We start from the raw sequence: 24,135 nt of genomic DNA, 5'->3' as shown, positions 1-24,135 counted from the left end.
TGTCAGCCCCAGTTAGTATTGTGAATTTTCTCTCAATTAAAATCCCCCCTCAACGCTAGGTTGAGGGGGGATTAATCTATTTATCGTAGCTATGCTAGCTAGTCTTTAGCCGAGAGGAGCTGTCGCACCAATCACAAAAGCACCGTAGGTAACAAAATAGCCGACCGCAAAGTGAACTAAGCCAACTAAACGACCTTGAACAATAGATAGAGCAACAGGCTTGTCTTTCCACATCACCAAGTTGGCGAGAGGAGTACGCTGGTGAGCCCAAACGAGAGTCTCAATCAGCTCTTGCCAGTAACCTCTCCAGGAGATCAAGAACAAGAAGCCAGTAGCCCAGCAAAGGTGACCTAAGAGGAAGATCCATGCCCAGACCGACAGGCTATTCACACCGAAAGGTGTATAACCATTAATCAATTGAGCAGAATAACCCCAGAGATAATCTCTCAGCCATCCCATTAGGTAGGTTGAGTCATTATTGAACTGAGCTAGGTTGCCGGACCAAACACTTAACTGTTTCCAGTTGAAGTAGAAGGTCACCCAACCAATGGTGTTGAGCATCCAGAATGTAGCCAAGTAGAAGGAGTCCCAAGCGGAAATATCGCAAGTGCCGCCTCTACCAGGACCATCACAAGGGAAGCTGTATCCAAAGTCTTTCTTGTCGGGCATAAGCTTAGAGCCACGGGCATCTAAGCAGCCTTTAACACAAATCAAGACGGTTACATGAATACTGAAAGCAATACCATGGTGGACTAGAAAGTCTCCAGGGCCGATATTCAAGAACGGCGTACCAGAACCATTCACAGCATCCAGCCAGCCGGGGAGCCATACATCTCCGTAATTAGGCCAGGCAGTAGAAGCAATACTCTGAGGATTAGACAATAAATTGTCTAGACCCAATAGAAGCTTGCCGTGACATGCTTGTACCCATTCAGCAAAAATAGGCTCAGGTAGAATTTGCTTCTCAGGTGTGCCGAAAGCAACAACCACGTCGTTATGGACATACAAGTCTAGAGTATGGAAACCCAAGAACATTGATACCCAAGACAAGTGGGAAATAATGGCTTCTTTGTGCTCAAGCAGTCTGGAAAGAGCATTTCCTTTGTTGCGCTCAGGATCATAATCCCGAACGAAGAAGATGCCACCGTGTGCATAAGCACCTAGAGCTAGGAATCCACCGATGTATTGGTGGTGAGTGTATAGCGCAGCCTGAGTCACATAGTCTTGCGAGATAAACGCATAAGACGGCAACGAGTACATGTGCTGAGCAACAACCTCAGTGATGACTCCTAACGCAGCCAAGTGGAAGGCTAGCTGGAAGTGGAGTGACTCGTTGTAAGTGTCATACAGACCTTCAAGAGTTGCACCATACCAAGGATCTCTATGAGCATCCATGATCTCTTTCATGCTGTGGCCGATACCAAACTGAGTTCGGTACATATGACCCGCAACAATGTAGAGAACAGCGATTGCCAAATGATGGTGGGCAATATCTGTTAGCCACAGAGCTTCAGTTTGAGGATGGAAGCCACCCACAAATGTGAGAATAGCGGTTCCTGCACCTTCACTGGTACCAAAAAGATGACCAGTTGTATCAGGGTTTTGAGCATATACTGCCCAACGACCGGTGAAGAAAGGCGCTAAACCAGCAGGGTGAGGCATGGTTGACAGGAAGTTATCCCAACCCACGTGCTGACCCCGAGCTTCGGGAATAGCAACGTGAATCAAGTGACCTGTCCAACCCAAAGAGCTAGCACCAAAAAGAACTGCCAAGTGGTGGTTCATTTGGGATTCAGCATCTCTAAACCAAGCTAAGCTAGGTCGAAATTTGGGTTGTAGGTGAAGCCAACCTGCAAATAGCATGACTGCAGCGACAACCATCAAGAAGATGGAGCCACTGTAGAGATCTCCATTGGTACGCATACCAATGGTGTACCACCAGTGGTAAACACCGGAGTAACAAAGATCAACTGGGCCAGAAGCACCAGCTTGAGTGAAAGCCTGAGTTGCAGCATCACCCAGATGAGGGTCCCAAATCGCGTGGGCGATGGGACGAACGGTTAGTGGATCTTGGATCCACTGTTCAAAGTTGCCTTGCCAGGCGACGTGGAAAAGCAGACCTGCAGTCCAGAGGAAAATGATAGAAAGATGACCGAAGTGAGTTGCGAAAATCTTTTGGTAAAGATTTTCTTCCGTCATTCCGTCATGAGTTTCAAAGTCATGAACCGTAGCAATTCCGTACCAGATCCGACGAGTTGTTGGATCTTGGGCAAGGTCTTGGCTAAAACTTGGAAATTTAGTAGCCATGAGTTTTCAAAGTCCTCCTTGCCTATCCTAATGCGAGAATTCGAGCTAGATAGAAGGACCAAGAGGTCACAATTCCACCTAAGAGGTAATGGCCAAGCCCAACTGCACGACCTTGAGTAATACTCATGGCGCGAGGTTGGATAGCTGGGGCAATCTTTAATTTGCTGTGAGCCCAAACAATAGACTCAATCAGCTCTTGCCAATAGCCACGACCACTGAACAAGAACATCAGGCTGAAAGCCCAGATAAAGTGGGCACCTAGGAAGAGAATTCCGTAGGCAGATAGGGCAGAACCATAGGAGTTAATCACCTGAACCGATTGGGCCCACAAGAAATCTCGCAACCAACCATTAATGGTGATTGAAGACTGTGCCCAGTTGCCTGCTGTCAGGTAATTTATTCCACCGCTTGCATTGGCGGTACCCCAGACATCCGATTGCATTTTCCAGAAGAAGTGGAAGTTGACAATCGAAATACAGTTGTACATCCAGAACAGACCCAAGAACACATGGTCCCAACCTGAAGATTGGCAAGTACCACCACGACCTGGTCCGTCGCAAGGGAATCTGAAGCCCAAGCTAGCTTTGTCTGGAATCAGACGAGAGCTACGAGCGTAGAGAACCCCTTTGAGGAGGATGAGAACGGTAACGTGAATCTGGAATGCGTGAATGTGGTGAATCATGAAGTCAGCAGTTCCCAAGGAAACATGCTGCATGGCAACTTTGCCACCGACAAACATGGGATCGCCACCCCAAGCTAAGCTAGTTGCGCCTTCAGCAAGGGGAGCTCGAATCGTTCCAGCTACGTTTGCCTGCAGGTTTTGAACCCATTGAGCAAAGATAGGCTGAAGCTGAATTGCTGTATCAGAGAACATGTCCTGAGGACGTCCCAAAGAACGCATTTCATCGTTGTGGATGTATAGGTCGAAGGAATGGAATCCTAAGAACAAACAGACCCAGTTGAGATGAGCAATGATCGTATCTCTGTGACGAAGCATGCGATCCAGAACATTGTTCTGGTTCATGGCGGGATCATAATCTCGCACCATGAAGATAGCAGCGTGAGCTGCACCACCCACAATGTAGAAACCGCCTAACCACATGTGATGAACAAACAGATTCAACTGAGTTGCATAATCTGTTGCCAAATATGGATAAGGAGGCATTGCGTACATGTGATGGGCACAAACAATGCTGAAAGAACCCCAACATGCGAGGTTAATGGCTAGCTGAGCATGCCAAGAAGTGGTTAAGACATCATAGAGACCTTTATGGCCTTCACCTGTGAAGGGTCCTTTATGGGCATCCATGATTTCTCTCATGTGATGGCCAATGCCCCAGTTAGTCCGGTACATGTGACCAGCAATGATGTACATCACAGCTAGAGCCAAGTGGTGGTGAGCGATATCCGTCATCCATAACCCACCAGTTTGTGGATCAAGTCCACCTTTGAAGGTTAAGAAATCAGAGTACACACCCCAATTCAGCGTAAAGAAAGGCGTTAGCCCTTGGGCAAAACTTGGATACAAATCGGCCATAAAGGCTTTATCCAGAAGATATTCATGCGGAATCGGAATATCTTCTGGCGCCATGCCAGAATCCAACATTTTGTTGATAGGCAAAGCAACGTGGATCAGGTGACCGGTCCAAGCTAAGTTACCTAAGCCGAGCAAATTGATGAGGTGACCACCAATGGTTGCTTCAGCATTTTGGAACCACTCCAACTTTGGAGCCTTCTTGTGGTAGTGGAAGTAACCGGCATACATGGTTACTGCAGCTGCTACCAAGGCACCAATAGAGGTGGAGTAAAGTTCGATGGGAGCTGTCATTCCAGCTCCACGCAATATATGGAAAAGGCCAGAGGTAATCTGGATTCCGTGGAATCCATTACCTACATCTGCATTTAAAATATCTTGACCAACAATGGGCCAAACTACGTGAGCACTGGGTTTGTTGCCAAGTGGATCGGCTAACCAAGCGTAGTAGTTAGAAAAACGAGCAGCGTGGAAGATCATCCCGCTGATCCACACAAAAACAATTGCTAAGTGTCCGAAATGGGCACTAAAGATTTTGCGGGAAATTTCTTCCAGGTCGTTAGTTTGTGTATCGAAGTCATGAGCTAGAGCGTGAAGGTTCCAAATCCAAGTTGTGGTTTGGGGACCCTTCGACAGACTCTTGTTAAAGTGACCTGGTTTACCCGCGACTTCTAAAGAAGCTTTGACGGGGTTGATGTCAACTTCAGCTGTTCTGCCTTTCGTCTCTGGCCCACCTGGGCTATTTGTCATTGAGACTCTCCTCTCTTTGGACAAGCAAGGAATGAGCATCCTCACCAGATAGCAGTGTCATTCCTAGAGAATGGCGCTGATGCTATGCAAAAAATACATATAAATCAGCAAAATCGCTTTAAGTATAAAGACTTCAAAGCTTTTTAATAAAACCGCCACCTTAGGTTTACATTTCGCTAGCAACAGACAAATCTCTTTAAATGACAGAGTGCTGAAGCAGCAGTGGAAAGCCATCTGGAATGGAGTTCTCAATTGTGAATTATAGAAGGCTGACAGGACTTTTTCCGGTAATTAACAATAATTAAGGTGCCTAGGATGGGTAGGAATCACACGATCAAAGATGAGTAAAAAAAACTTATATGGTTATAAATATTCAAAATGCGTGATAAAAATTTACTCTTTTGCCTTTTTCTGCTGTTAAATCACTGATTTAAAGGTAGTGGTGAATCGCTCTATGAACTCTGAATTCCTTTGTTTTCAAGTCTTTTGTCGGTTTTTTGCGACTTGAAACACGCCATTGAAAGAAGTCGATACATGGACCCAAAAGATATCTATCTTTAGAGGTTAATGCGTGTTATTTATAAGAAATTCTTATGTTTCTATTTGTAGATTCTTATGGATTGTTGACGGGGGGGGGGCAAGCTTCACATTTCATCAATTAGTGCGAGGCTTTTCCGGTATAGTTCCCCTAGAGAAAGATTTTCACAATCACTATAAATAAGTATTTCTAGGTATTTAGTATGCGATGTCGGCAGACAATAGTCGGGTGGCTGGGTAGTTTCACGCTTATATGTTTCATCGCGGGGCTCAGCTTATCTATTGCTCCCCCTGTCTTGTCAGCGCCTTCCCGCCAATTCTCACAAGTCACCGATATTGTTGAAGTGTCGCCGCCTGAAACGATTCAAAAGTTGCGATCCAAGATGGATCGGTATCAGCCTCAGGTGAAAATCCTCAGCCCTGCTGCTGATCAGCTGCTTAAAGATGATTCTGTTTCGGTCCGTTTCGATGTTAAAGATTTACCTCTATTTAAGGATGCAAAGCTAGATCTGGGACCTCATCTCAATGTGCTCCTAGATAATCAGCCTGCTCAAGAAGTTTATGACCTGAATCAGCCCTTAGTTTTTAAAGACTTAGCACCGGGAACTCATACGATTCGGGCAGTGGCCACTCGCCCTTGGTCTGAAAGCTTCAAAAATTCTAGTGCCTTTGCCCAAACGACTTTTCATGTGTTTACCAAGACTGAAGAGAATAATCCTTCAACCGATGAGCCGTTGCTCACTTACGGGCAACCCCAAGGTGTTTTTGGCACAGATACTGTACTGATTGATTTTTTCTTGAGTAACGTGCTTGAAAAAGACTCTAATTCAAGGAATTGGCAAGCTCAGATATCTGTGAATGGTTCTAAGTTTCATATTGATGAATGGCAACCTTTTTATGTTCAAGGTCTAAAGCCTGGTAAGAACTGGGTGCAGATGCAATTAATGGATCGGCAGGGTCGCAAAATAGAGAATGCCTTTAATGACACCATTCGAATTGTTGAGCTCACAGAAAACGGTAACGATACCCTCTCCCAGATCATCAGAGGTGATTTATCCGCGCTGGATGCAGGGGGGATTGTTGATTCTAACTACAAACGACCTCAACCTCCTGTTAAGCCAGCGCCTAGTCCTGCTCCAGTCTTAACCCCTGCGCCTAAAGCAGCTAAACCTTCAAAGACAGAAACACCCAAATCTGAGCCAGTGCCAGCACCAGTGCTAAAACAGCCTGCAGCTACCCCAAAGCCTAAGGTAACGACAGCACCTGCACCCAAGCCTACTCCCGCGAAATCGGTTGCTCCAACGAAGTCAGCAGAAACAAAATCACCAGAGACTCAGAAGCAGCCTGATAAACCCGCTAAACCCACTGCTCCAGCACAGAAAGTTCAGAAGTCTGCCGATCAAACTAAAGGAAAAGCAAGTTCCTCGGCTCCTTCTTCTGTCCGCATACCTATTAAAGAAGATGCATCGGTTAAAGCTAAAGAAACAGAGCCTGGTAAATCTGCACCTGCTCTGACGAAGCCACGGGACTCTGGTGTCAAAGCGGAGAAGAAGCCTTTAACACCAGAGCCGAAACAGAAAGCTACACCTCCATCTGTTCCAAAGCAGCCTCAACCCAAGCCAGCTGAAAAGTCTCCAGTTATTAAGAAAACCGCACCAAAATCTTCAGAGAAATCCGTATCGTCGAAAGTAGACGCCTCTTCTAAGTCAACAGCTAAAACTGCGGTTCCCAGACAAGAAACCTCTAAAGTCTCTCCGACGCCAGCAGCGAAAGCTCCGGCTCCAGAACCTGTTAAAGAGAAGTCAAAAGTACGTCCGAACCGATCTGAGCAACTTAAATCTGCTCAGAAAGATGAAGAGTCTACGCTGACAACGACCTTTACCAAGTTTTGGCAACAGGTGCGACCTGCTCAGGAATCGGCTAAACCCTCAACATCAACTATTGGGGAGAAATCACCAGCCAAAGGAGCAGAGCCGAAGCCCGCACCCAGTTCTATAACTCCTAAGAAAGAAGAGTCCAAGCCAGCACCTAAGTCTACAGCTCCTAAGCCAATAGCTCCTGAGTCTGTAGAGTCCAAGCCGACTCCAAATCTTAGTGCACCATCCAATAAGCGGCCCACTACATCCCCTAAAAAAGTGCAGCCTAGTCCTCGCTCAACGAATCAACGAGGAACACCTACCAAAGCTAAGAACTCAACCACTCCTCCATCTCAAAAAGCACCAGCTAAGCCACAAGTCGCCCCTCCATCAAAGTCATCTTCCTCCCGGCTCCCAATTACCCAACAGCCTAAATCCTCTGCGGTGAAACCGAAGACTGCTGAATCGAGTCCAAAACCTGTAGTTATCAGTCCAGAGAAACCACAACCCAAAGCTCCCGTTCAAAAGTCTGGAGAGTCCAATACTTCTGTATTTTCTGGGTTCCGTGACCGATTGCAGCAGTTGCAAAAAAGTGCAGCACCAGCCGTTCAGAAGCCTAGCCCATCGAGTCCTTCACCTAACTCCGCCACCCCTCCCAGTTCAGTTAAGTCCAGCGCAACACCAGAAAAGGCAACAGCCCCTGCTAAGACAACGACAAAGGCCAAGTCTACGACCAGTCCAAGTATTGATAAGCAGACTCGGAAGGAGGCGGCCAAATCTTCTGTGGAGTTTAAGGAGAAGTCCAAACCTTCAGCTTTATCTACTTTTCGCGATCGATGGCAGAAACAGAAGCAGCTGATGTCTCCTGAAGAGAAAGCTCAACTTCCAGCCAAGTCTGCTCCTAATAAAGCATCTACGACACGGGCTGTGCCAACGCCTCCTAGCCAGACTAAGGTCTCTCCTGTTAGACCGTCTTCACCTGTGAAGGCTGAACCCAAGAAATCTACTTCTCAAAGTTCAACACCTAAATCGTCGGTTGCCAAGCCTACAGCCAAGGAGCCTGTAAAAGCTAAGTCTGTTGAGTCCAAGCCAGCCGCAGCTAAATCAGCTAAATCGAAGCAAGCAGATTCAGTCTTTTCGTCTTTGCGAGGTAAATGGCAGCAGCAGAAGCAGCTGATGACATCTGGACAGGAGGCTAAACCAGCACCAGTGAAACCTGCTTCTCCAAAAGCACCTAGTACGACCACTGCTGCGCCTCAATCTCCAAGTCAAAATAAAGTCGTTCCTGCGAGGCCGTTTTCAACTCCAGCGACACAGAAGAAACCCACTTCTCAAAGCGCAGCCCAGAAATCATTGAAATCTACTGCTAAGGAAACCGTAAAAGCTAAGCCTGTTGAGCCTAAGCCAGCCACAGATCAGCCAGCTAAATCGAAGCAAACAGATTCAGTCTTTTCTTCTTTGCGAGATAAATGGCAGCAGCAAAAACAACTGATGTCTCCTGCAGAGCAGGCCAGCCCCATTCTGGTAAAAACTGCCCCCAAGAAAGCGACGGGTGCGACTACTGCTACGCCTAAGCCTCCTAGCCAAAATAAGGTCTCTCCGGCGACGCCGTCTGCAACTCTGAAAACCGAACAGAAGAAGCCCGTTTCTCAACGCATACCCGCTAAATCTCCTCAGAAGCCATCACAACCTACAGCTAAGGAGCCTATAAAGTCTATTGAACCCAAGTCAGCAGCTCAATCAGGCCAGCAGAAGCAAGCCGATTCGGTCTTTTCATCCCTACGAAGTAGGTGGCAGCAACAACAGCAGCAAATCAAGAAGACTGAACTCAAAACGACTCCTGCAACTCCGAAACCAACGCAGCCCAAGGCAAGTCAGTCTTCGACCATCAAGCCCAATATTGCTACCCAGAAAGTATCTGAACAAGCTAAGCCTGCGGAGTCTTCTCGAACTCAAGGAAAGAGACGGCAGTGGTTTCAGCCTCCTGCTAATCAAAAGAAAGCTGTACCAGCACCGACTAATAGCCAAAAGCCATCTAGCCCGGCCCAGACTTCTTCAAAAGTTTCGCCGAGTCAGCCCAAGACACAGAGACCTAATGTAACGACTCCTTCTGCGTCATCATCGAGTCAGTCCAAAGTCTCTAGTTCTAGCCAGAGTGTCAAAAAGCCGGTTGAAGCTCTACCCAAGGCTCAAGTGCAGAAGTCAGAACCTCAGGTGTTTGACCCCGGCGATTACTATCGTCGTTTTTTCCCTGGTAAGACGACGAGTATTCCCCCTGCACCGACACCAGTAAATCCGGCTCCTAGTCCATAAGTGAGATCCGAATAGCTGAGATAGAGAATTCCTCAATTTCTAATTTAAAAGCGTAATACTGGGAGAGGCTTGAAGGATGCTGTGTTCACTCCTAGAGATCCTTCGAGTGTGCTGAGGGTGAGACGCTGATGATGGTTTGAGCTAAAGGTGTATGTTTCTATTTCTATCCAAGTTGCTCCCTCAACTGATCTATCCAGTGGGGTTGAGTACGGTGCTGTTATTGGTTGCGATCGCAACCTTTTGGAAACGTCCCAAAGTCGCTGCTATCTCCGTTGGCCTCGCCTTAGGCATTCTCTTCTTTTCTGCGAATGGTTGGGTGGGCGATGGCATGATGTATGCCTTGGAACATCAGTATCCTCCGTTGAAACAGGACTCTACCGGGGAGGCAATTGTTGTGCTGGGGGGATGTACTCGAACAGCCCACTCTCCTCGACCCTGGGTTGAAGTCTCTGAGGCAGGCGATCGGGTGCTGTATGCGGCCAAACTTTATCGAGAGGGCAAAGCACCAAAAGTTGTCCTTGCCGGTGGGCGCATTTTTTGGAAAGGGGGAGGCCAAGCCGAAGCCTTGGATATGGCTGAGCTGATTCAGAATATGGGAGTGCCGGAGTCAGCTCTTCTGTTAGAGCCTGACTCCCTCAATACTTTTGAAAATGCTACGAATGTCAAGCGGGTGCTAGCGCAAAATGAAATTGAGGGTCCTTTATTACTGGTGACCTCTGCGTTTCATATGCCCCGGTCGATGGCAATCTTTGAAAAATTAGGGTTGTCTGTTATTGCTGCACCAACAGATTTTCAGGTGACGGAAGTAAATGAGAATGCTGGATTTTTGGGATTTGTCTTGCGGCTGCTGCCAGATGTTGAAGCGTTAGAATACACCACCAAGGCCCTCAAGGAATGGATTGGATTTTCGATTTACCGACTGCGAGGCTGGGCGTAAATCTTGAGGATTGGGACTGCTGAAGATCTATGATGTTGTGAAGATTGAAGCGGCCCATTCGTAACATCATGACTTTGGAATCTAGGCTGTATGGGTTGTGAAAGGGCGATTGTCAGTCGGCACCCAGATGAAATTTGATACACGTCCCTATCAACCTGGTGATCTGCTGACTCTGCGGGAAATTTATCTGGCTTCCCGGACCGTTGCCTTTACCTGGGAGTCTCCCCAAGGCTATCAACTGGAGGATTTTGATCAGGTAACCGAGGATGAAGTGATTTGGGTGGCAACGGTGGGAGACCGACCGGTGGGCTTTATTGCCTGGTGGCCACCGCAAAATTTTGTTCATCATCTGTTTATTGATCCACACTTCACTCGCCGGGGCATTGGCAGTGCTCTGCTCAAAAGTTGTTTGGCTCAGGTGGGTCGGCCAGTGTCTTTGAAATGTGTGCAGCGCAATGCGAGTGCGATCGCATTCTATGTATCCCAAGGATGGCGCATTGCCTCCACGGGCCAATCTCCAGAAGGAGCCTATTACCGGATGGTGTTTGATCAGGAGTAGGGGTTATGCGATCGCAGGGGCCGTATCACTCACGGGTGAATGGCCGAGTTGCTTCAGCAACCGTCGAGCCTGATCTAGATGGTGCCGATGTCCGGGATCTTGAGGGTCGAGGCATTGTCCCCATTGCTGATGAATGCGGGCTTGCTCATAGGGCATGGCCATGGCTGTTGCGAGCTGCAGGGCTTGACGCCAATGCTTTTGAGCTGGAGCGGTTTTGCCCTGGTGCCAGAGCCATACCCCTTGCCAGAGCAAGGCCCGAGGTTGGGTTATGGGAAAAGACTGGGCGAATTGCTGCAGAGATGTGCAGGCTTGACGCACCTGTTTGGCATCTTGCAGATTATGGGTCCATAGATGGATGCAGCTTTCGGCAATACCAACGTAGCCTTCGTGGGTATGGACGGCAATGGGGTCTGATTCTTTGAGTAGTTGGATGGCCGTTTCGATAACCTGCTGGGCTTGGTGCAAGTCTTGGTTATGGAGATAAACACGACTGGCAATACCCGCAAACCGAATTTGGTCGGCGATCAGGCCTGGTTGTTCGGCAAAGATGGCTTGGACTTCCTCAACGCAGGTGGTGGCGGTAGTCCAGTTGCCGAGGCAGGCCCATTCTTCTGCCTGGCCCATCAGTCCCCAGGCATAGGATTGAATATCGTCATGCTGCGCTCCCAACTCTTGGGTCTCTTCCCAAAGTGAGATCGCATCTGAGAATCGGCCCTGAAAATGATCGATTAAGGCAATGCCAGCAACTGCTTGGGCCAGGACATGCCAATCTTGCAGTTGGCGACAGGCATCAATCGAGCGCTGAATATTGTGCCGGGCGGATTGCCATTTGCCTACGCCGCTTTTATAGGCCCCTACCACCAAACAAATCCAGCTAATGCAGGGTAACTGGACGTCTATTTTTTGGATGATTTGTTCTGCTAAGTCGCCGTATTGCCGGGCTAAAACATGGACTTGATAAACCCCCGTTGCAAAACACATGTTGGCATAGATGCGGGATAGCTCAGAAGAAGGAGGGACGGTTTCCGCCAGGTTGAGACCGACGAGGGTGGCATAGGTGCCTAGGGTTTTGGCGTTGGTGTAGTAGCAGACTTCCCCCAGGCAAATTTGCGATCGCGTCAGCTCCAAAATATGGGCTTGGCGCATAGGGGATGGGGTAATTCGACGGTGCGGCTGTAGGCGGTGCCAGAGCTGCTTCAACCCCTGGAAGGCCAGTTTAATCGCAATGATGTGCTCATTTTTGGGGATGGGATGACCGAGGGTAGTAATGGCCTGCATCAGCTGGTGTTGACTCTCTGGCAATTGGCCCAGGCCGTAATGGGCCTCTCCTAATTGGCGATACCACCGGGCGAGCTGCATCCGTGGGACCTGGGCCTTAGGAGTATGTAATGCCAGTACTTGAGAGAAGAAGGCGACGGCTTCTTGGTAGGCACCCCCTTGGAGGGCTTGTTCACCGGCTTGTTCTAAATAATGGGTGGCTTTTTCTGTGATTTCGGCTTGTTGCCAGTGGTAGGCCAGGAGGGTATAGACGGTGGCTAAATCATCGGTGTAGGTTTGTTCATACCAAGTTGCGATCGCACGATGTAATTCTCGTCGTTGGGAAAACACCAGCAGATGATAGGCCACTTCCTGGGTCATGATGTGGCGAAATAGATATCCCAAATTGGGAGATGGGGTATCGAGGACAATCAGCTCTAACCGCTGCAAACTGTCCAGATGTTCGGGTAAACGTTCCTTGTCTGCGGCTAGGGGATAAATGGCTTCCAGTAAGTCACCCCGAAAATTACGGCCAATCACACTGGCCACTTTGAGCATTAACTGTTGGGGGGGCAGGAGTCGATCAATCCGGCTGGTGATTAACCCTTGTAGGGTGTTAGGTAGATCCAGACCTTCCAGGCGTTGATCGGGGACTGTGAGTTGACAGTGTTCCTGCTCGATGTGGATGAACCCATTATCTCGAAGACTATAGGCCAACTCTTCGCTAAAGAGGGGATGGCCTTCTGCTTTGGCATATACAAATTCTGAGACAGGCTGAGGCAAATGCGCTACTTCGAGCTGCTGACTGACAAACTGTTGGGTTTCGCGGCGAGTCAGTCCTCGCAACCGCAGATATTTGGTTTGCTCCGTTTCTAAAAGTTGGGTATAGTCCTCCGGCCAGGGTTCTGCCAACGGTCGGGTGGCCATGATACAGAGCAGAGGCAATGCCTGTTGATGGACGGCCAAGGCCAAGGCCCAAGATGCAGAGTCGAGCCAGTGGGCATCTTCGAGAACCAGGATATGGGGGGCTTGATCCACGCCCTTTTGCAGCAAATACAGCAGCACAGTGCGGGTATTGTCGGCCCGAACTTGGCCTTTCATTTGCTGGGTGATCGGGGTTTCGGGGAAGTCGAGACCAGAAATGAAATTGAGCAGGGGCGTTAAAGCAATCAGATCGGCTCGATCCGCCAGCAGGTCTAGAATGCGTTGACGCCTATCTGCTGCAAGCAACTGTTCAAGCTGGAGAATTTGAGTGAAGATGGGCCGCCAAGCAAAATAGGGGGTGAATTTCTCAATGGCATCGCCGGCACCGACGACAAACGGTAGCTCCTGGGTTTGGCACCACTCTAGGAAATTGAGGACAACCTGAGATTTACCAATACCTGCTTCGCCCTCCAGAATGGCTGTGCCCCCCTGTTGATCAAACTGCAAAATCTGGGCTAATTCCAGTAAGTGCTGGCGTTCTCGTTGGCAACCGACTAGCGTTCGCGTGGAATGCTGCTGTTGCTTCAGAGCTCCCAAGGGTTGGTAGACAACGATGGGTTGTTTAATGCCTTTGAGGTTTAAAGGAGGTAAAGCGGTGAAGGCTAGCCGACGGCGGGCAGCTGTATAGGTGGTGGGGTCGCAGAGAATATTGTCCTGAGCAGACTGCATCAAGCGGGCTGCTAAATTAACGATGTCGCCAATCACGGTATATTCTCGCCGCCGGGAACTGCCAACGATGCCGCAGAATACATTCCCTGTAGTGATGCCAATGCTACAGCGCCAGCCCAAGCCCTTTAATTTGGTCTGCATTTCTAGGGCGGCTCGCACCCCTCGGTCGGCGTCATCTTCATGGGCGAAGGGGGGCATTCCTAACGCAGCAACCAGGGTTGCTCCTTTGTCATCGACACTAATTTTGTTGATGCTACCCTCAAACCGATAGAGGCTACTTTGTAGCGTCTGCATAATCCGCTGGGACTGCTCTAGAACGGTATTGGCATTTAAGTCGGGCAGGTTAATAAAGAGTAAGGTAAGCAGTCGATATTCCGATAACCATTCCCGTTGGCCTGCTTCTAACCGATCTAGAATTGCGCCGGGAATATAGGCTTTTAGGCCTGCGGCTAAATCAGCGGGCAGTTCTGTTGGACTAACCTTGGCAGGCAGGTCTACTTTTGACAAAGCGGTTAGATGCCAGCAACGGTTATCTATCGTGGAGCCGATACATTGATATTGGACTAGGGGTAAAACTTCAGGAGAGAGGATGACTTGTCCGGGTTTGGCCAGACTTTGGGTTAAGCGAATTTGCCCCAAGGGAGCACCTGTGATCGCATGTTCCCAGCGTTTATAGACACCGCCCACATGTGCGATCGCAACATCGCCTGCCCCAATGCCAATCCGTAGAGCGAGAGATACATCACTCGTCGCAGTATAGGACTGGGAAAACTGTTGAATAACAAGGGCGCATTGGCAGGCTTGGAGAGTTTGGTTTTGGAGAGTCTGGTCGGCTTCCTGCACTGGCCAAACTGCAAGCAGTGCATCTCCCGCAAATTTGAGGACGTCACCGCCATACTTCAAAATCAAATCTACGATTTGGCCAAAATAGGCGTTCAAAATGGCGGTGAGGGTTTCTAAACCATCAGGTCCAGATTTGACTAAGGTCTCTGTGAGGATGGTGAATCCAGAGATATCGATAAAAATAACGGCAGCGGGAAAACGATCAATCTGGGGTTTGGCGATGGGAGTCGGATCTTGGAGTAACCGTCGCACGACAATATCTGGGACGTAACTCGCCAGGATGTCTATCTGTTCGGCCACTATCGTTTTCCTTGGTTGGGAGCGGTGTGAGTTGACTCTTTCTATCTTTACTCATGATCTGGTCATTCGTCAGATCCAGCTCACTTTAGGCCTATTTCATGCTGTTAAAAGAACTATACCTATTTGATATGGCTAAGGATGTCTAATAACCTTATTAAGATGGGGAAAATAGAAGAATAAACTATTTTTTTTGATTGAAATCATTGGTTTGAGTGATTTTCTTCGTTAATAGCGTCTGAAATCCTACCCTGAGCCCATGCCTGAACAACGAATTGTGACGAATCGAGTCTTTGTGCTGGGGGCTAGATGAATTCTATCGCCAGGCTATGAAACGCCATGAAAGCACTGAGCTATTGCGATGTGCGGAAGAGGTGGCCTCGATATTGTCGATTGTTCCAGGCAAGGGGCCGGTTGAGGGATATTACACAGAGTCGCCAGAGCTGACTCGGTATTTTCAGTTGGTTCGGATGTTACAGACTGTTCCACAGGAACGGAAAGTGGAAGTATCAGGAGTCAAGAGTTTTCAACGACTGCAACAGGTGACCCAATCACCAATATTTGGAACTCCGGCGAAGCAGCCCTACTTGTTACCTGCCAGTAAAGATGCACTGTCTATCGCAATGAAGCAAACTTTCCCGGCATGGACGATTGCCAATTTAACGGCTGAAACATTTCATATTGCCATCGATTCTGACGACTATTCTTTGGTGGCCATTGCTGCTTTGTCAAAAGACCCTGTTGTACTGGCTGCTTGTCGTGAATCAGTGGTGTTGTATGCCTTTGCAGTAGCTGGTAGTGCCTATATATCTGAAGAACCGGAGTATCTTTGGCAAGTGGACCCGTTAATTGAACAAAGGGCAACGAAATTTGTTCGCATTTTCAATCAGCTTTTTAATGAATCTTTGCCGGAGCCAACTTCAAAACATGCCAGAGAATATTTTGTGGCTTGTCGTGAGTGGAAGCTAGTGGGGCGTTGTGTGCGTATTGGCTTTGATGACAGTAGCAAACCCATTCGTCACTATCATTGGGCAATCAAGCAAGGAACGTATCAACCGGGGCGCTTTCGGCAGTCGTGGGAGACCTGAATTTACCTCGTTGGGACATGGGGGAATAAGGTATCAAAGCGTTGATTCACCCAATCCAATCTCAGGTGAAGGAGATGATGAGAGTGTTTAGATTTTTGTGTAAGCCGTAACGTATTCAATAGTTGAATCGTGTTGGGAACAGAATAGCAAAATGGGACAGCGCCGCCTTCCAATTCAAAATCGGTCTGGTCCATCTCTTCGAGATATTCCTCATCGCCAGAAACATCAATTTGTAGACAGACTCTTCATTCGGGAAGACAGCTTTGGTCTTAATCACCTTTCGCAGTGAGCGATTGAGCGACTCAATGGCATTAGTGGTGTAGATAACCTTTCGGATGGCCATTGGGTACTTAAACAACGGAGCAATATTATCCCAATGCCGTATCCAGATTTGGCTGATGCCAGGATACGTCTGGTCCCATTTGTTGGCAAACGCATCCAAGGCAGCCTCAGATTCCTCCAAAGTGGCCGCTTGATAAATGGGCTTGAGGTCTGCAGCTACGGCTCGACTTTCCTTCCAAGGCACATGGCGCAAACTATTGCGAATGAGATGAACGATACAAACTTGAACTTGAGTATCGGGATAGACCGATTCAATCGCCTGGGGAAAGCCTTTGAGACCATCACAGCAAGCAATCAAGATATCCTGAGCGCCTCGGTTTTTAAGGTCTGTGAGCACTGAAAGCCAGAATTTTGCTCCCTCCCGCTCGGCAGCCCCTATCCATAATCCCAACAGCTCTTTGTTTCCCTCCACAGTTACCGCTAGCGCGACATAGACGGCTCGCTTGCTGACTTGGCCATTGACTTTGATGTTCACATACAGGGCATCGAGATAGACAATCGGATACACCTCATCCAATGGTCTTGAGCGCCAGTCTTTAACCTCCTCCATGACACTATTGGTGACGTCACTAATCAGACCCTCAGAGATATTGGCCCCATACAGCTCCACCAATTGAGCTCGAATATCACGAGTGGTCATGCCACGAGCATATAAGGCGATGATTTTCTCGTCGAGTCCCGCGATACGTCGCTGGCCTTTGGGCACGAGGACAGGCTCAAACTCACTGCAACGGTCGCGAGGAATCGATAGGTCCATCTCTCCTTGTTCAGTCTGGACGGTCTTTTTCGAGTAACCATTGCGACTGTTTCTAGGGCCATGAGAACGCTCATCGACGGAGGATTGATGCAGGTGATGAGTCAATTCACCTGCCAAGGCTCGTTCCACTAGGCGTTTGCTGAGTTGTTTGGGCAGTCCTGATTCGCCCAGAATATCCTCTGGCTGTGGATTCTCTCCAATGAGTTCATCCAATAGCTCATCAACTCGATTGGGTACTTGTTTCTTTCTAGACATGATGCGGTCTCCTGGTGTGTTTGGATTCTAGACCGCTTACACAAAACTCTGATCAGTCTCTAGTTATGGTTTGCGATCGCAAACTTAGCAGGTCCCAGAAACCCACCCAACTGGCGATAGTTATCCCAGCACAACCAAGTCTTCAACAGGATAACAGTGGGGATTAGGTAAACCCACATTACTAGAGCATGAGCTGAGTTATCCGCCATACAACTTGCCTGCGCATTACGCCTGAAGAAGTTCATGGGGAAAAGACTTAAATGACAAAAACTCTGCCCTTACAACAAGAGCAGAGTTTAGAAGGAGTAATAAGAACCTAAGCTTTAAAGCTGATCCATCGGTTCGCTAGAGTCGATGGATCGAGGAACCTAGTTGGTTTCAGTGAAATCAGCATCAATGACATCATCTTCGCCACCAGCAGAGTCGCTGGGCTCATCAGGTGCTGCCCCTTCAGGTGCTCCTGCGGCCGCTGCATCCCCCTCTTGTTGATAAAGCTGAGTGCTGATGCTGTATAGGGCTTGCTGTAACTCAGTCGTTAGAGCTTGCATTTGCTCATGATTTTCACTGGCGACAGCTTCTTTCAGATCTTTGATAAGACCTTCAGCCTTCTCTTTATCCTCACCGGAAACCTTATCGCCTAGTTCAGACAATTGCTTCTCGGATTGGTAGACCAACGTATCGGCCTGGTTCTTGGTCTCGATCTTTTCGCGACGTTCTTTGTCTACAGAGGCATTTTGCTCTGCATCTTGAACCATCTTGTCGACTTCGGAATCAGACAGGGTCGAAGCGCCAGTGATACTAATGGATTGCTCTTTGCCAGTGCCTTTTTCCTTGGCAGTGACATTGAGAATACCGTTGGCGTCAATATCGAAGATGACTTCAATTTGAGGAACGCCTCGGGGAGCTGGAGGAATACCATCTAGGCGGAAGGTTCCCAGACTTTTGTTGTCCGTGGACATTTCCCGCTCACCCTGGAGCACATGGATCTCCACATTGGTTTGGCCATCGACCGCCGTTGAAAACACTTCCGATTTCTTGGTCGGAATCGTAGTGTTTCTAGGAATCAGCTTGGTCATCACGCCACCCAGGGTTTCAACACCCAAGGAGAGGGGAGTGACGTCCAGCAAGAGAATATCCTTGACTTCACCGGCCAGGACACCCGCCTGAATCGCGGCACCCACAGCAACCACTTCATCCGGGTTAACGGATTGGTTGGGGGTTTTATCGAGGACTTTCTTAACGACTTCCAGTACTGCAGGAATTCGGGTGGAACCACCCACCATCACCACTTCATCGAGAGCGCTCTTATCGATTTTGGCGTCACGAACGGCATTCTCAACAGGAATCCGACAGCGATCGATCAAATCAGCGCAAAGCTCTTCAAACTTGGCACGGGTCAAGGTGGTGTCTAAATGCTTAGGACCATCCTGAGTCGCAGTGATAAAGGGAAGGTTGATATCCGCTTGAGTGACATTAGACAGCTCAATCTTGGCTTTTTCTGCTGCCTCAGTCAGTCTTTGCAGGGCCTGCTTATCTTTGCGCAGGTCAATGCCTTCGGCTTTCTGAAACTCTGCTGCCAAGTAATCCACAATCTGCTTATCGAAGTCATCCCCACCCAAGTGAGTATCACCAGAGGTAGAGAGTACTTCAAATACACCATCACCCACTTCGAGGACGGAGACGTCGAAGGTTCCTCCCCCTAAGTCAAAGACCAAAATGGTTTCGTTGCTTTTCTTGTCTAATCCATAGGCGAGAGAAGCAGCGGTCGGCTCGTTGATAATCCGCAGCACTTCCACACCGGCAATCTTGCCTGCATCTTTCGTGGCTTGGCGCTGGGAATCATTGAAATAGGCGGGAACAGTAATGACCGCCTGAGTCACTTTTTCGCCTAAATACTTACTGGCGTCATCGACTAATTTGCGGAGCACCTGGGCTGAAATTTCTTCAGGGGCAAACTTCTTGCCTGCTGCAGGGCAGTCTACTTTAATGCTGCCACCCTCAGTGAGGACTTGGTAGGAGACCTCAGTTGTTTCATGGGTGACTTCGTCTTGACGACGGCCAATGAATCGCTTAACCGAGTAAAACGTGTTTTCGGGGTTCATGACCGACTGACGCTTTGCAATCTGACCGACGAGACGATCACCATTTTTTGCAAAAGCAACGACGGAGGGGGTTGTCCGGAATCCTTCTGCGTTGGCAATGACCGTGGGTTTGCCCCCTTCCATCACTGCTACGCAAGAGTTAGTGGTTCCTAAATCTATTCCAACAACTTTTGCCATAGGTTTTTACAGGCTCCTTCTAAAAAATTGTCTGTTAAGCAAACAGGTCACTGACCGGGTTCTAGAACACCCATTGACGGAGCAATAGTTTTTATGTACTAATGGCGAGCGTCGTGGGATGGTTAACTTACCTCTATACTTGGCTTTCCCAGCCAGATCTTGAAGGCGTATTTACCGAACCTGGTGTAGACGGTTTTAGTGCTGTGGGGTCCACCGAACTGTCATCAAAGGACTTTGCGGTAGGGCAGCACCAGTGGGGAGCCGTCAGCCGGAAAGGGTTAGGGTTACCCCATCACAATTTCCAGGACTTGGTTTGCTGAATCAATACATTCATCACTATAGACAGCACCGCTACAGACTGTCGTTGGGACAACCGTAACGTTTTGGGGGTATTTACCGTCAGCGCCTAAAAATAGGCCTAAGTACTTCCCAATCATGGGTTTCATGGGGTATGTGCTACTATCTGTATCAGATCTGCTTGGGCAAGGATTCATGGGCAAAGTTCTCGTTCTGAATGCCTCCTATGAACCGCTGAATATCACCAGTTGGCGTCGTGCGGTTGTTTTAGTCCTGAAAGAGAAGGCTGAGCAAGTAGAACACAACGGTAAGTTTGTGTATCGAGACTTTCCCTTGCCAACAGTCATTCGGCTGCGCCAATACGTGCGTGTTCCTTACAAAGAAATTCCCTTAACTCGCCGAAACCTACTGCATCGCGATAGCCATACCTGTCAATATTGTGGGCATTCTGGCGATGATTTAACCCTTGATCATGTGATGCCTCGATCACGAAAGGGAGGAGATACCTGGGACAACATCGTGACTGCCTGTGTGCGCTGTAATGTCAAAAAAGGCAATCGTACCCCCAAAGAAGCTCGGATGAGCCTGAAACAAACGCCTCGTCGTCCCTACAGTAGCTTGTACTTTGAGGTCACCAAGCATCTACGAAATGGGGTTCATCAAGAATGGCGTAAGTATGTGATTGGGATGTGATTTGCTGTGATGCCTTCATGTCTAGGCCAAGAAGGCGAGTATTCCTCCCCATAACTTTAGGGGTATCCTCACAATAGAGTGATGGTTTTTTCGAATAAGATCGCTGAAAATAAAAGGTATATGAACAGAAGGTGCTTCCCTGCAGGGTTGTTAGCACCGATCCCAATCCTAGCGATTCATGATAATCTTCAGAACTGGCTTTGTCTTGATAAAGCGGTTCTGTCCGTGTCTATTGTTCCATCTGAATATTACTCCTACCTAACATTAGGTTTTTACTATGGTTTCAACTTCTTTGAAGTCAGTTGACCCTAAACCAGAAGCCCGTTCAGCCAATCTCAATTCGTCTGAAAAACTTGGCTCTCGGTCTTCCAGTAATCTCACGAGCCTGAATGGGCGAGCCCAGGAACAGCGCGCTGACGCATTTGCCAAGATTCTCGAAAGTCATCGGGGCGACTCGCAACTCGTCGTTTTACAAGATTTTCCAGATCCAGACGCCCTTTCTTCTGCATGGGCCTATAAGCTCATTGCGGAACAGTTTGATATCCAATGTGAGATTCTCTACGCTGGTACCCTCAGTCATCAAGAAAACATTGCCCTTGTAAAGTTGACTAACCTGCCCGTGCAACGATGGGCTTGTCAGTCTCCTAAAACGAAAGGAAAAGATTTATCGGCTTACCAGGGCTGTGTCTTGATTGATAATCAAGGCACCACCAGCCAATTGCTGCCGACTTTGCAGGCAGCGAATATTCCGATCACTATCATCATCGATCACCATAGTTTGCAAGAAGGGGTTGAAGCTGAATTTACGGATGTGCGGCCGAATACCCGAGCCACAGCAACTATCCTCACCCAATATCTCCGAGCCGGTTTACTAGAGTTTGATAGCAGCGTTAGTGAACATGTGCATTGTGCAACTGCACTGATGCATGGGCTACGCTCCGACACTAATTTCCTTAGGCAAGCCCAGGAAGAAGATTTTCTGGCAGCTGCCTACCTGAGCCGCTTCTATGACAGCCAGTTACTGAATACGGTTCTCCAGTCCTCGCGGTCAAAGCAGGTGATGGATGTGATTGAGAGTGCTCTCAAAAATCGCAGCGTTTATAACAATGTGACGATTGCGGGGGTGGGGTTTCTCCGCTATGACAATCGTGATGCGATTCCTCAAGCCGCAGATTTTTTAGTCACGGAAGATAATGTCCATACAGCTGTGGTATATGGCATTGTCCATGATGAAGATGAAGACCTAGAACTGGTGGTTGGGTCCTTGCGCACCACGAAAATTACCCTTGACCCGGATGAATTTATCAAAGAGGCCTTTGGCCAAGATACCCATGGCCGCTTTTTTGGGGGTGGTCGCTCCCTTGCAGGGGGATTTGAAATCCCCATGGGCTTTTTGTCGGGCTTAAATGAGAATTCGGATTTCGCTAAGCTGAAGTGGAGTGTCTACGATACCCAAATTAAGCAAAAGCTCTTGCGTTTGGTGAACCCAGAAAATAGCGTAATTCCCAGTAGCTAGCCCCACCTCTGAAAGAATGGGTTAACATTAGTTAATGTAGCGATCGCATCGCCCCATTCTGAACCTGGAGGATTGAAGTCCGTGAATAAGCGGTGGAGAAATGCAGGATTGTATGCGCTGTTAGCCATTGTTGTCTTGGCATTAGGGACAGCTTTACTAGAGCGCCAGCCTGCTGACAACCCAACTTGGCGTTACAGCAAGCTAATCGAAGAAGTTGAAAATAACAACGTTGAAAAAATTCGCATCAGTGCCGATCGAACGATGGCTGAGGTGAAATCTGGCGAGGGTATAATTACCGTCAACTTGCCACCGGATCCAGACTTTATCGATATCTTAACTAAGCAAGATGTTGATATTGCTGTTCTTCCTCAAAGAGAAGAAGGGGTTTGGTTTAAGGCGTTGAGCACATTTTTGGTGCCCGTCCTCTTACTCGTGGGACTTTTCTTTTTGTTCCGTCGGGCTCAGTCCGGACCTGGTAACCAGGCCATGAACTTTGGTAAGTCCAAAGCCAGAGTCCAGATGGAACCTCAGACCCAAGTCACCTTTAATGATGTGGCGGGTATTGAGCAGGCAAAATTGGAGCTGACGGAAGTCGTTGACTTTCTAAAGAACGCAGACCGCTTTACTGCCGTGGGTGCCAAGATTCCTAAAGGCGTACTGTTGGTGGGTCCTCCTGGAACGGGTAAAACCCTTCTAGCGAAGGCTGTAGCTGGAGAAGCGGGCGTTCCCTTTTTCTCCATCTCTGGTTCAGAGTTTGTGGAAATGTTTGTGGGTGTGGGTGCTTCTCGAGTCAGAGACTTGTTTGAGCAAGCTAAAACCAATGCCCCTTGTATCGTCTTTATCGATGAAATCGATGCTGTTGGCCGTCAGCGAGGTGCTGGTCTAGGCGGCGGTAATGATGAGCGGGAGCAAACCCTTAACCAACTCCTAACGGAAATGGATGGTTTTGAAGGCAATACCGGCATCATTATCATTGCAGCCACCAACCGTCCTGACGTACTGGATTCTGCTCTGATGCGTCCCGGTCGTTTTGACCGTCAAGTGGTGGTGGATCGTCCAGATTATAAAGGACGTCGTGAAATCCTTAATGTCCATGCCCGAGGCAAAACCCTCTCTAAGGATGTTGATTTAGAGAAGATGGCTCGTCGGACTCCTGGATTTACGGGTGCTGACTTGTCGAATCTCTTAAATGAAGCTGCGATTCTAGCAGCCCGGCGAAATCTGACTGAGATTTCGATGGATGAAATCAACGATGCCATCGATCGGGTCTTGGCTGGACCTGAGAAGAAAGACCGCGTCATGAGCGAGCGCCGCAAGCGCTTAGTGGCATACCACGAGGCAGGTCATGCTCTTGTGGGTGCGTTGATGCCGGATTATGATCCAGTTCAAAAAATTAGCATTATTCCTCGAGGTGGTGCAGGGGGTCTAACTTGGTTTACACCGAACGAAGACCAAATGGATTCTGGTCTCTACAGCCGCAGCTACTTACAGAACCAAATGGCTGTTGCTTTAGGCGGTCGAATTGCTGAAGAAATCATCTTTGGTGAGGAAGAAGTGACAACAGGTGCTTCTAACGACTTACAGCAAGTGGCTCGTGTTGCCCGCCAGATGATTACTCGTTTTGGTATGAGCGACCGTTTAGGGCCTGTGGCCCTAGGCCGTCAGCAAGGCAATCCATTCATGGGACGCGACATCATGAGTGAGCGGGACTTCTCTGAAGAGACTGCCTCTACGATTGATGATGAGGTGCGTAACCTAGTGGATCAAGCCTACCGTCGGGCTAAGGATGTGTTGACTTCTAACCGTTTAGTACTCGATAAAATCGCTGAACGATTGGTTGAGAAAGAAACGGTAGATTCTGATGAACTTCAGGAAATTCTGAATACGAATGAAGTGAAAATGGCTGCGATCGCATAACGCTGCATCACCAGAGACTTATCTCTGGTGGTTTCACATCCTGCATTAATCATTGACTATCTCAAGAGGCTCTGGGAACAGAGCCTCTTTTTTTGGGCTATGGGATAAAGACGCTATATATAGACATTAGATTGTATTTTTTAACTAC

At 48.4% G+C, this 24,135-nt stretch carries 14 protein-coding genes; 8 read left to right on the top strand and 6 right to left on the bottom strand.

Annotated elements, in window-relative coordinates:
- Positions 1–105 precede the first annotated feature (105 nt).
- Positions 106–2,307: a photosystem I core protein PsaB gene (gene psaB, locus HRE53_RS10060; RefSeq protein WP_212663319.1), complete on the bottom strand. Its 2,202-nt coding sequence runs from the start codon at positions 2,305–2,307 to the stop codon at positions 106–108.
- 22 nt (positions 2,308–2,329) lie between these two features.
- The gene (psaA, locus tag HRE53_RS10055; RefSeq protein ID WP_212663318.1) at positions 2,330–4,591 is read right to left on the bottom strand and encodes a photosystem I core protein PsaA; all 2,262 of its coding nucleotides are present in this window, start codon (positions 4,589–4,591) and stop codon (positions 2,330–2,332) included.
- Positions 4,592–5,424: 833 nt separating this feature from the next.
- On the opposite strand from psaA, the gene HRE53_RS10050 reads away from it, so the two are divergent.
- The 3 genes from HRE53_RS10050 to HRE53_RS10040 all read left to right on the top strand — a co-directional run bounded on the left by HRE53_RS10050 (position 5,425) and on the right by HRE53_RS10040 (position 10,793).
- Positions 5,425–9,297 (top strand): hypothetical protein, encoded by a 3,873-nt coding sequence (locus HRE53_RS10050; RefSeq protein ID WP_235110261.1) that lies wholly within the window; start codon positions 5,425–5,427, stop codon positions 9,295–9,297.
- A gap of 151 nt (positions 9,298–9,448) precedes the next feature.
- Positions 9,449–10,234 (top strand): YdcF family protein, encoded by a 786-nt coding sequence (locus HRE53_RS10045; protein WP_235110260.1) that lies wholly within the window; start codon positions 9,449–9,451, stop codon positions 10,232–10,234.
- A 97-nt stretch (positions 10,235–10,331) separates the two neighbouring features.
- Positions 10,332–10,793, top strand: a complete 462-nt coding sequence (locus HRE53_RS10040; RefSeq protein ID WP_235110258.1) for a GNAT family N-acetyltransferase — start codon at positions 10,332–10,334, stop codon at positions 10,791–10,793.
- 3 nt (positions 10,794–10,796) lie between these two features.
- Here HRE53_RS10040 and HRE53_RS10035 read toward each other — a convergent pair whose 3' ends face one another.
- Complete coding sequence (locus tag HRE53_RS10035) at positions 10,797–14,846, bottom strand: adenylate/guanylate cyclase domain-containing protein (protein WP_235110256.1); 4,050 nt, start codon at positions 14,844–14,846, stop codon at positions 10,797–10,799.
- A gap of 326 nt (positions 14,847–15,172) precedes the next feature.
- On the opposite strand from HRE53_RS10035, the gene HRE53_RS10030 reads away from it, so the two are divergent.
- Positions 15,173–15,931: a hypothetical protein gene (locus HRE53_RS10030; RefSeq protein WP_235110255.1), complete on the top strand. Its 759-nt coding sequence runs from the start codon at positions 15,173–15,175 to the stop codon at positions 15,929–15,931.
- A gap of 115 nt (positions 15,932–16,046) precedes the next feature.
- On the opposite strand, the gene HRE53_RS10025 is transcribed toward HRE53_RS10030, so the two are convergent.
- From HRE53_RS10025 to dnaK, 3 genes are all read right to left on the bottom strand, one after another.
- A complete protein-coding gene (locus HRE53_RS10025; RefSeq protein ID WP_235110252.1) occupies positions 16,047–17,285 on the bottom strand; it encodes an IS256 family transposase in 1,239 nt (412 codons plus the stop codon).
- 59 nt (positions 17,286–17,344) lie between these two features.
- Positions 17,345–17,530, bottom strand: a complete 186-nt coding sequence (locus HRE53_RS10020) for a hypothetical protein (protein ID WP_235110250.1) — start codon at positions 17,528–17,530, stop codon at positions 17,345–17,347.
- Between the two features lie 123 nt (positions 17,531–17,653).
- Entirely contained in the window at positions 17,654–19,564 is a 1,911-nt protein-coding gene (gene dnaK, locus HRE53_RS10015; RefSeq protein ID WP_235110248.1) for a molecular chaperone DnaK, read from the bottom strand.
- A 113-nt stretch (positions 19,565–19,677) separates the two neighbouring features.
- On the opposite strand from dnaK, the gene HRE53_RS10010 reads away from it, so the two are divergent.
- The 4 genes from HRE53_RS10010 to ftsH3 all read left to right on the top strand — a co-directional run bounded on the left by HRE53_RS10010 (position 19,678) and on the right by ftsH3 (position 23,987).
- Complete coding sequence (locus tag HRE53_RS10010; protein ID WP_235110245.1) at positions 19,678–19,884, top strand: hypothetical protein; 207 nt, start codon at positions 19,678–19,680, stop codon at positions 19,882–19,884.
- Between the two features lie 172 nt (positions 19,885–20,056).
- On the top strand, positions 20,057–20,554 hold the full coding sequence (locus HRE53_RS10005) for an HNH endonuclease (protein WP_212663300.1): 498 nt from the start codon (positions 20,057–20,059) through the stop codon (positions 20,552–20,554).
- Between the two features lie 277 nt (positions 20,555–20,831).
- A complete protein-coding gene (locus tag HRE53_RS10000; RefSeq protein ID WP_212663299.1) occupies positions 20,832–22,070 on the top strand; it encodes a bifunctional oligoribonuclease/PAP phosphatase NrnA in 1,239 nt (412 codons plus the stop codon).
- Between the two features lie 81 nt (positions 22,071–22,151).
- On the top strand, positions 22,152–23,987 hold the full coding sequence (ftsH3, locus tag HRE53_RS09995; protein ID WP_283250040.1) for an ATP-dependent zinc metalloprotease FtsH3: 1,836 nt from the start codon (positions 22,152–22,154) through the stop codon (positions 23,985–23,987).
- Positions 23,988–24,135 lie beyond the last annotated feature (148 nt).

The organism is Acaryochloris sp. 'Moss Beach', assembly GCF_021497025.1.
GTDB classification, from domain to species: domain Bacteria; phylum Cyanobacteriota; class Cyanobacteriia; order Thermosynechococcales; family Thermosynechococcaceae; genus Acaryochloris; species Acaryochloris marina_A.
Note: the sequence above shows the minus strand (reverse complement) of the source record. Positions and strands in the feature narration are given on the sequence as shown.

Bases quoted from the DNA above. Each gene is read 5' to 3' on its own strand.
- HRE53_RS10020 (WP_235110250.1), bottom strand. From the start codon at position 17,530: ATGAACTTCTTCAGGCGTAATGCGCAGGCAAGTTGTATGGCGGATAAC.
- HRE53_RS10045 (WP_235110260.1), top strand. From the start codon at position 9,449: ATGTTTCTATTTCTATCCAAGTTGCTCCCTCAACTGATCTATCCAGTG.
- HRE53_RS10000 (WP_212663299.1), top strand. From the start codon at position 20,832: ATGGTTTCAACTTCTTTGAAGTCAGTTGACCCTAAACCAGAAGCCCGT.
- HRE53_RS10030 (WP_235110255.1), top strand. From the start codon at position 15,173: ATGAAACGCCATGAAAGCACTGAGCTATTGCGATGTGCGGAAGAGGTG.
- psaB (WP_212663319.1), bottom strand. From the start codon at position 2,307: ATGGCTACTAAATTTCCAAGTTTTAGCCAAGACCTTGCCCAAGATCCA.
- psaA (WP_212663318.1), bottom strand. From the start codon at position 4,591: ATGACAAATAGCCCAGGTGGGCCAGAGACGAAAGGCAGAACAGCTGAA.
- HRE53_RS10005 (WP_212663300.1), top strand. From the start codon at position 20,057: ATGGGCAAAGTTCTCGTTCTGAATGCCTCCTATGAACCGCTGAATATC.
- dnaK (WP_235110248.1), bottom strand. From the start codon at position 19,564: ATGGCAAAAGTTGTTGGAATAGATTTAGGAACCACTAACTCTTGCGTA.
- HRE53_RS10025 (WP_235110252.1), bottom strand. From the start codon at position 17,285: ATGTCTAGAAAGAAACAAGTACCCAATCGAGTTGATGAGCTATTGGAT.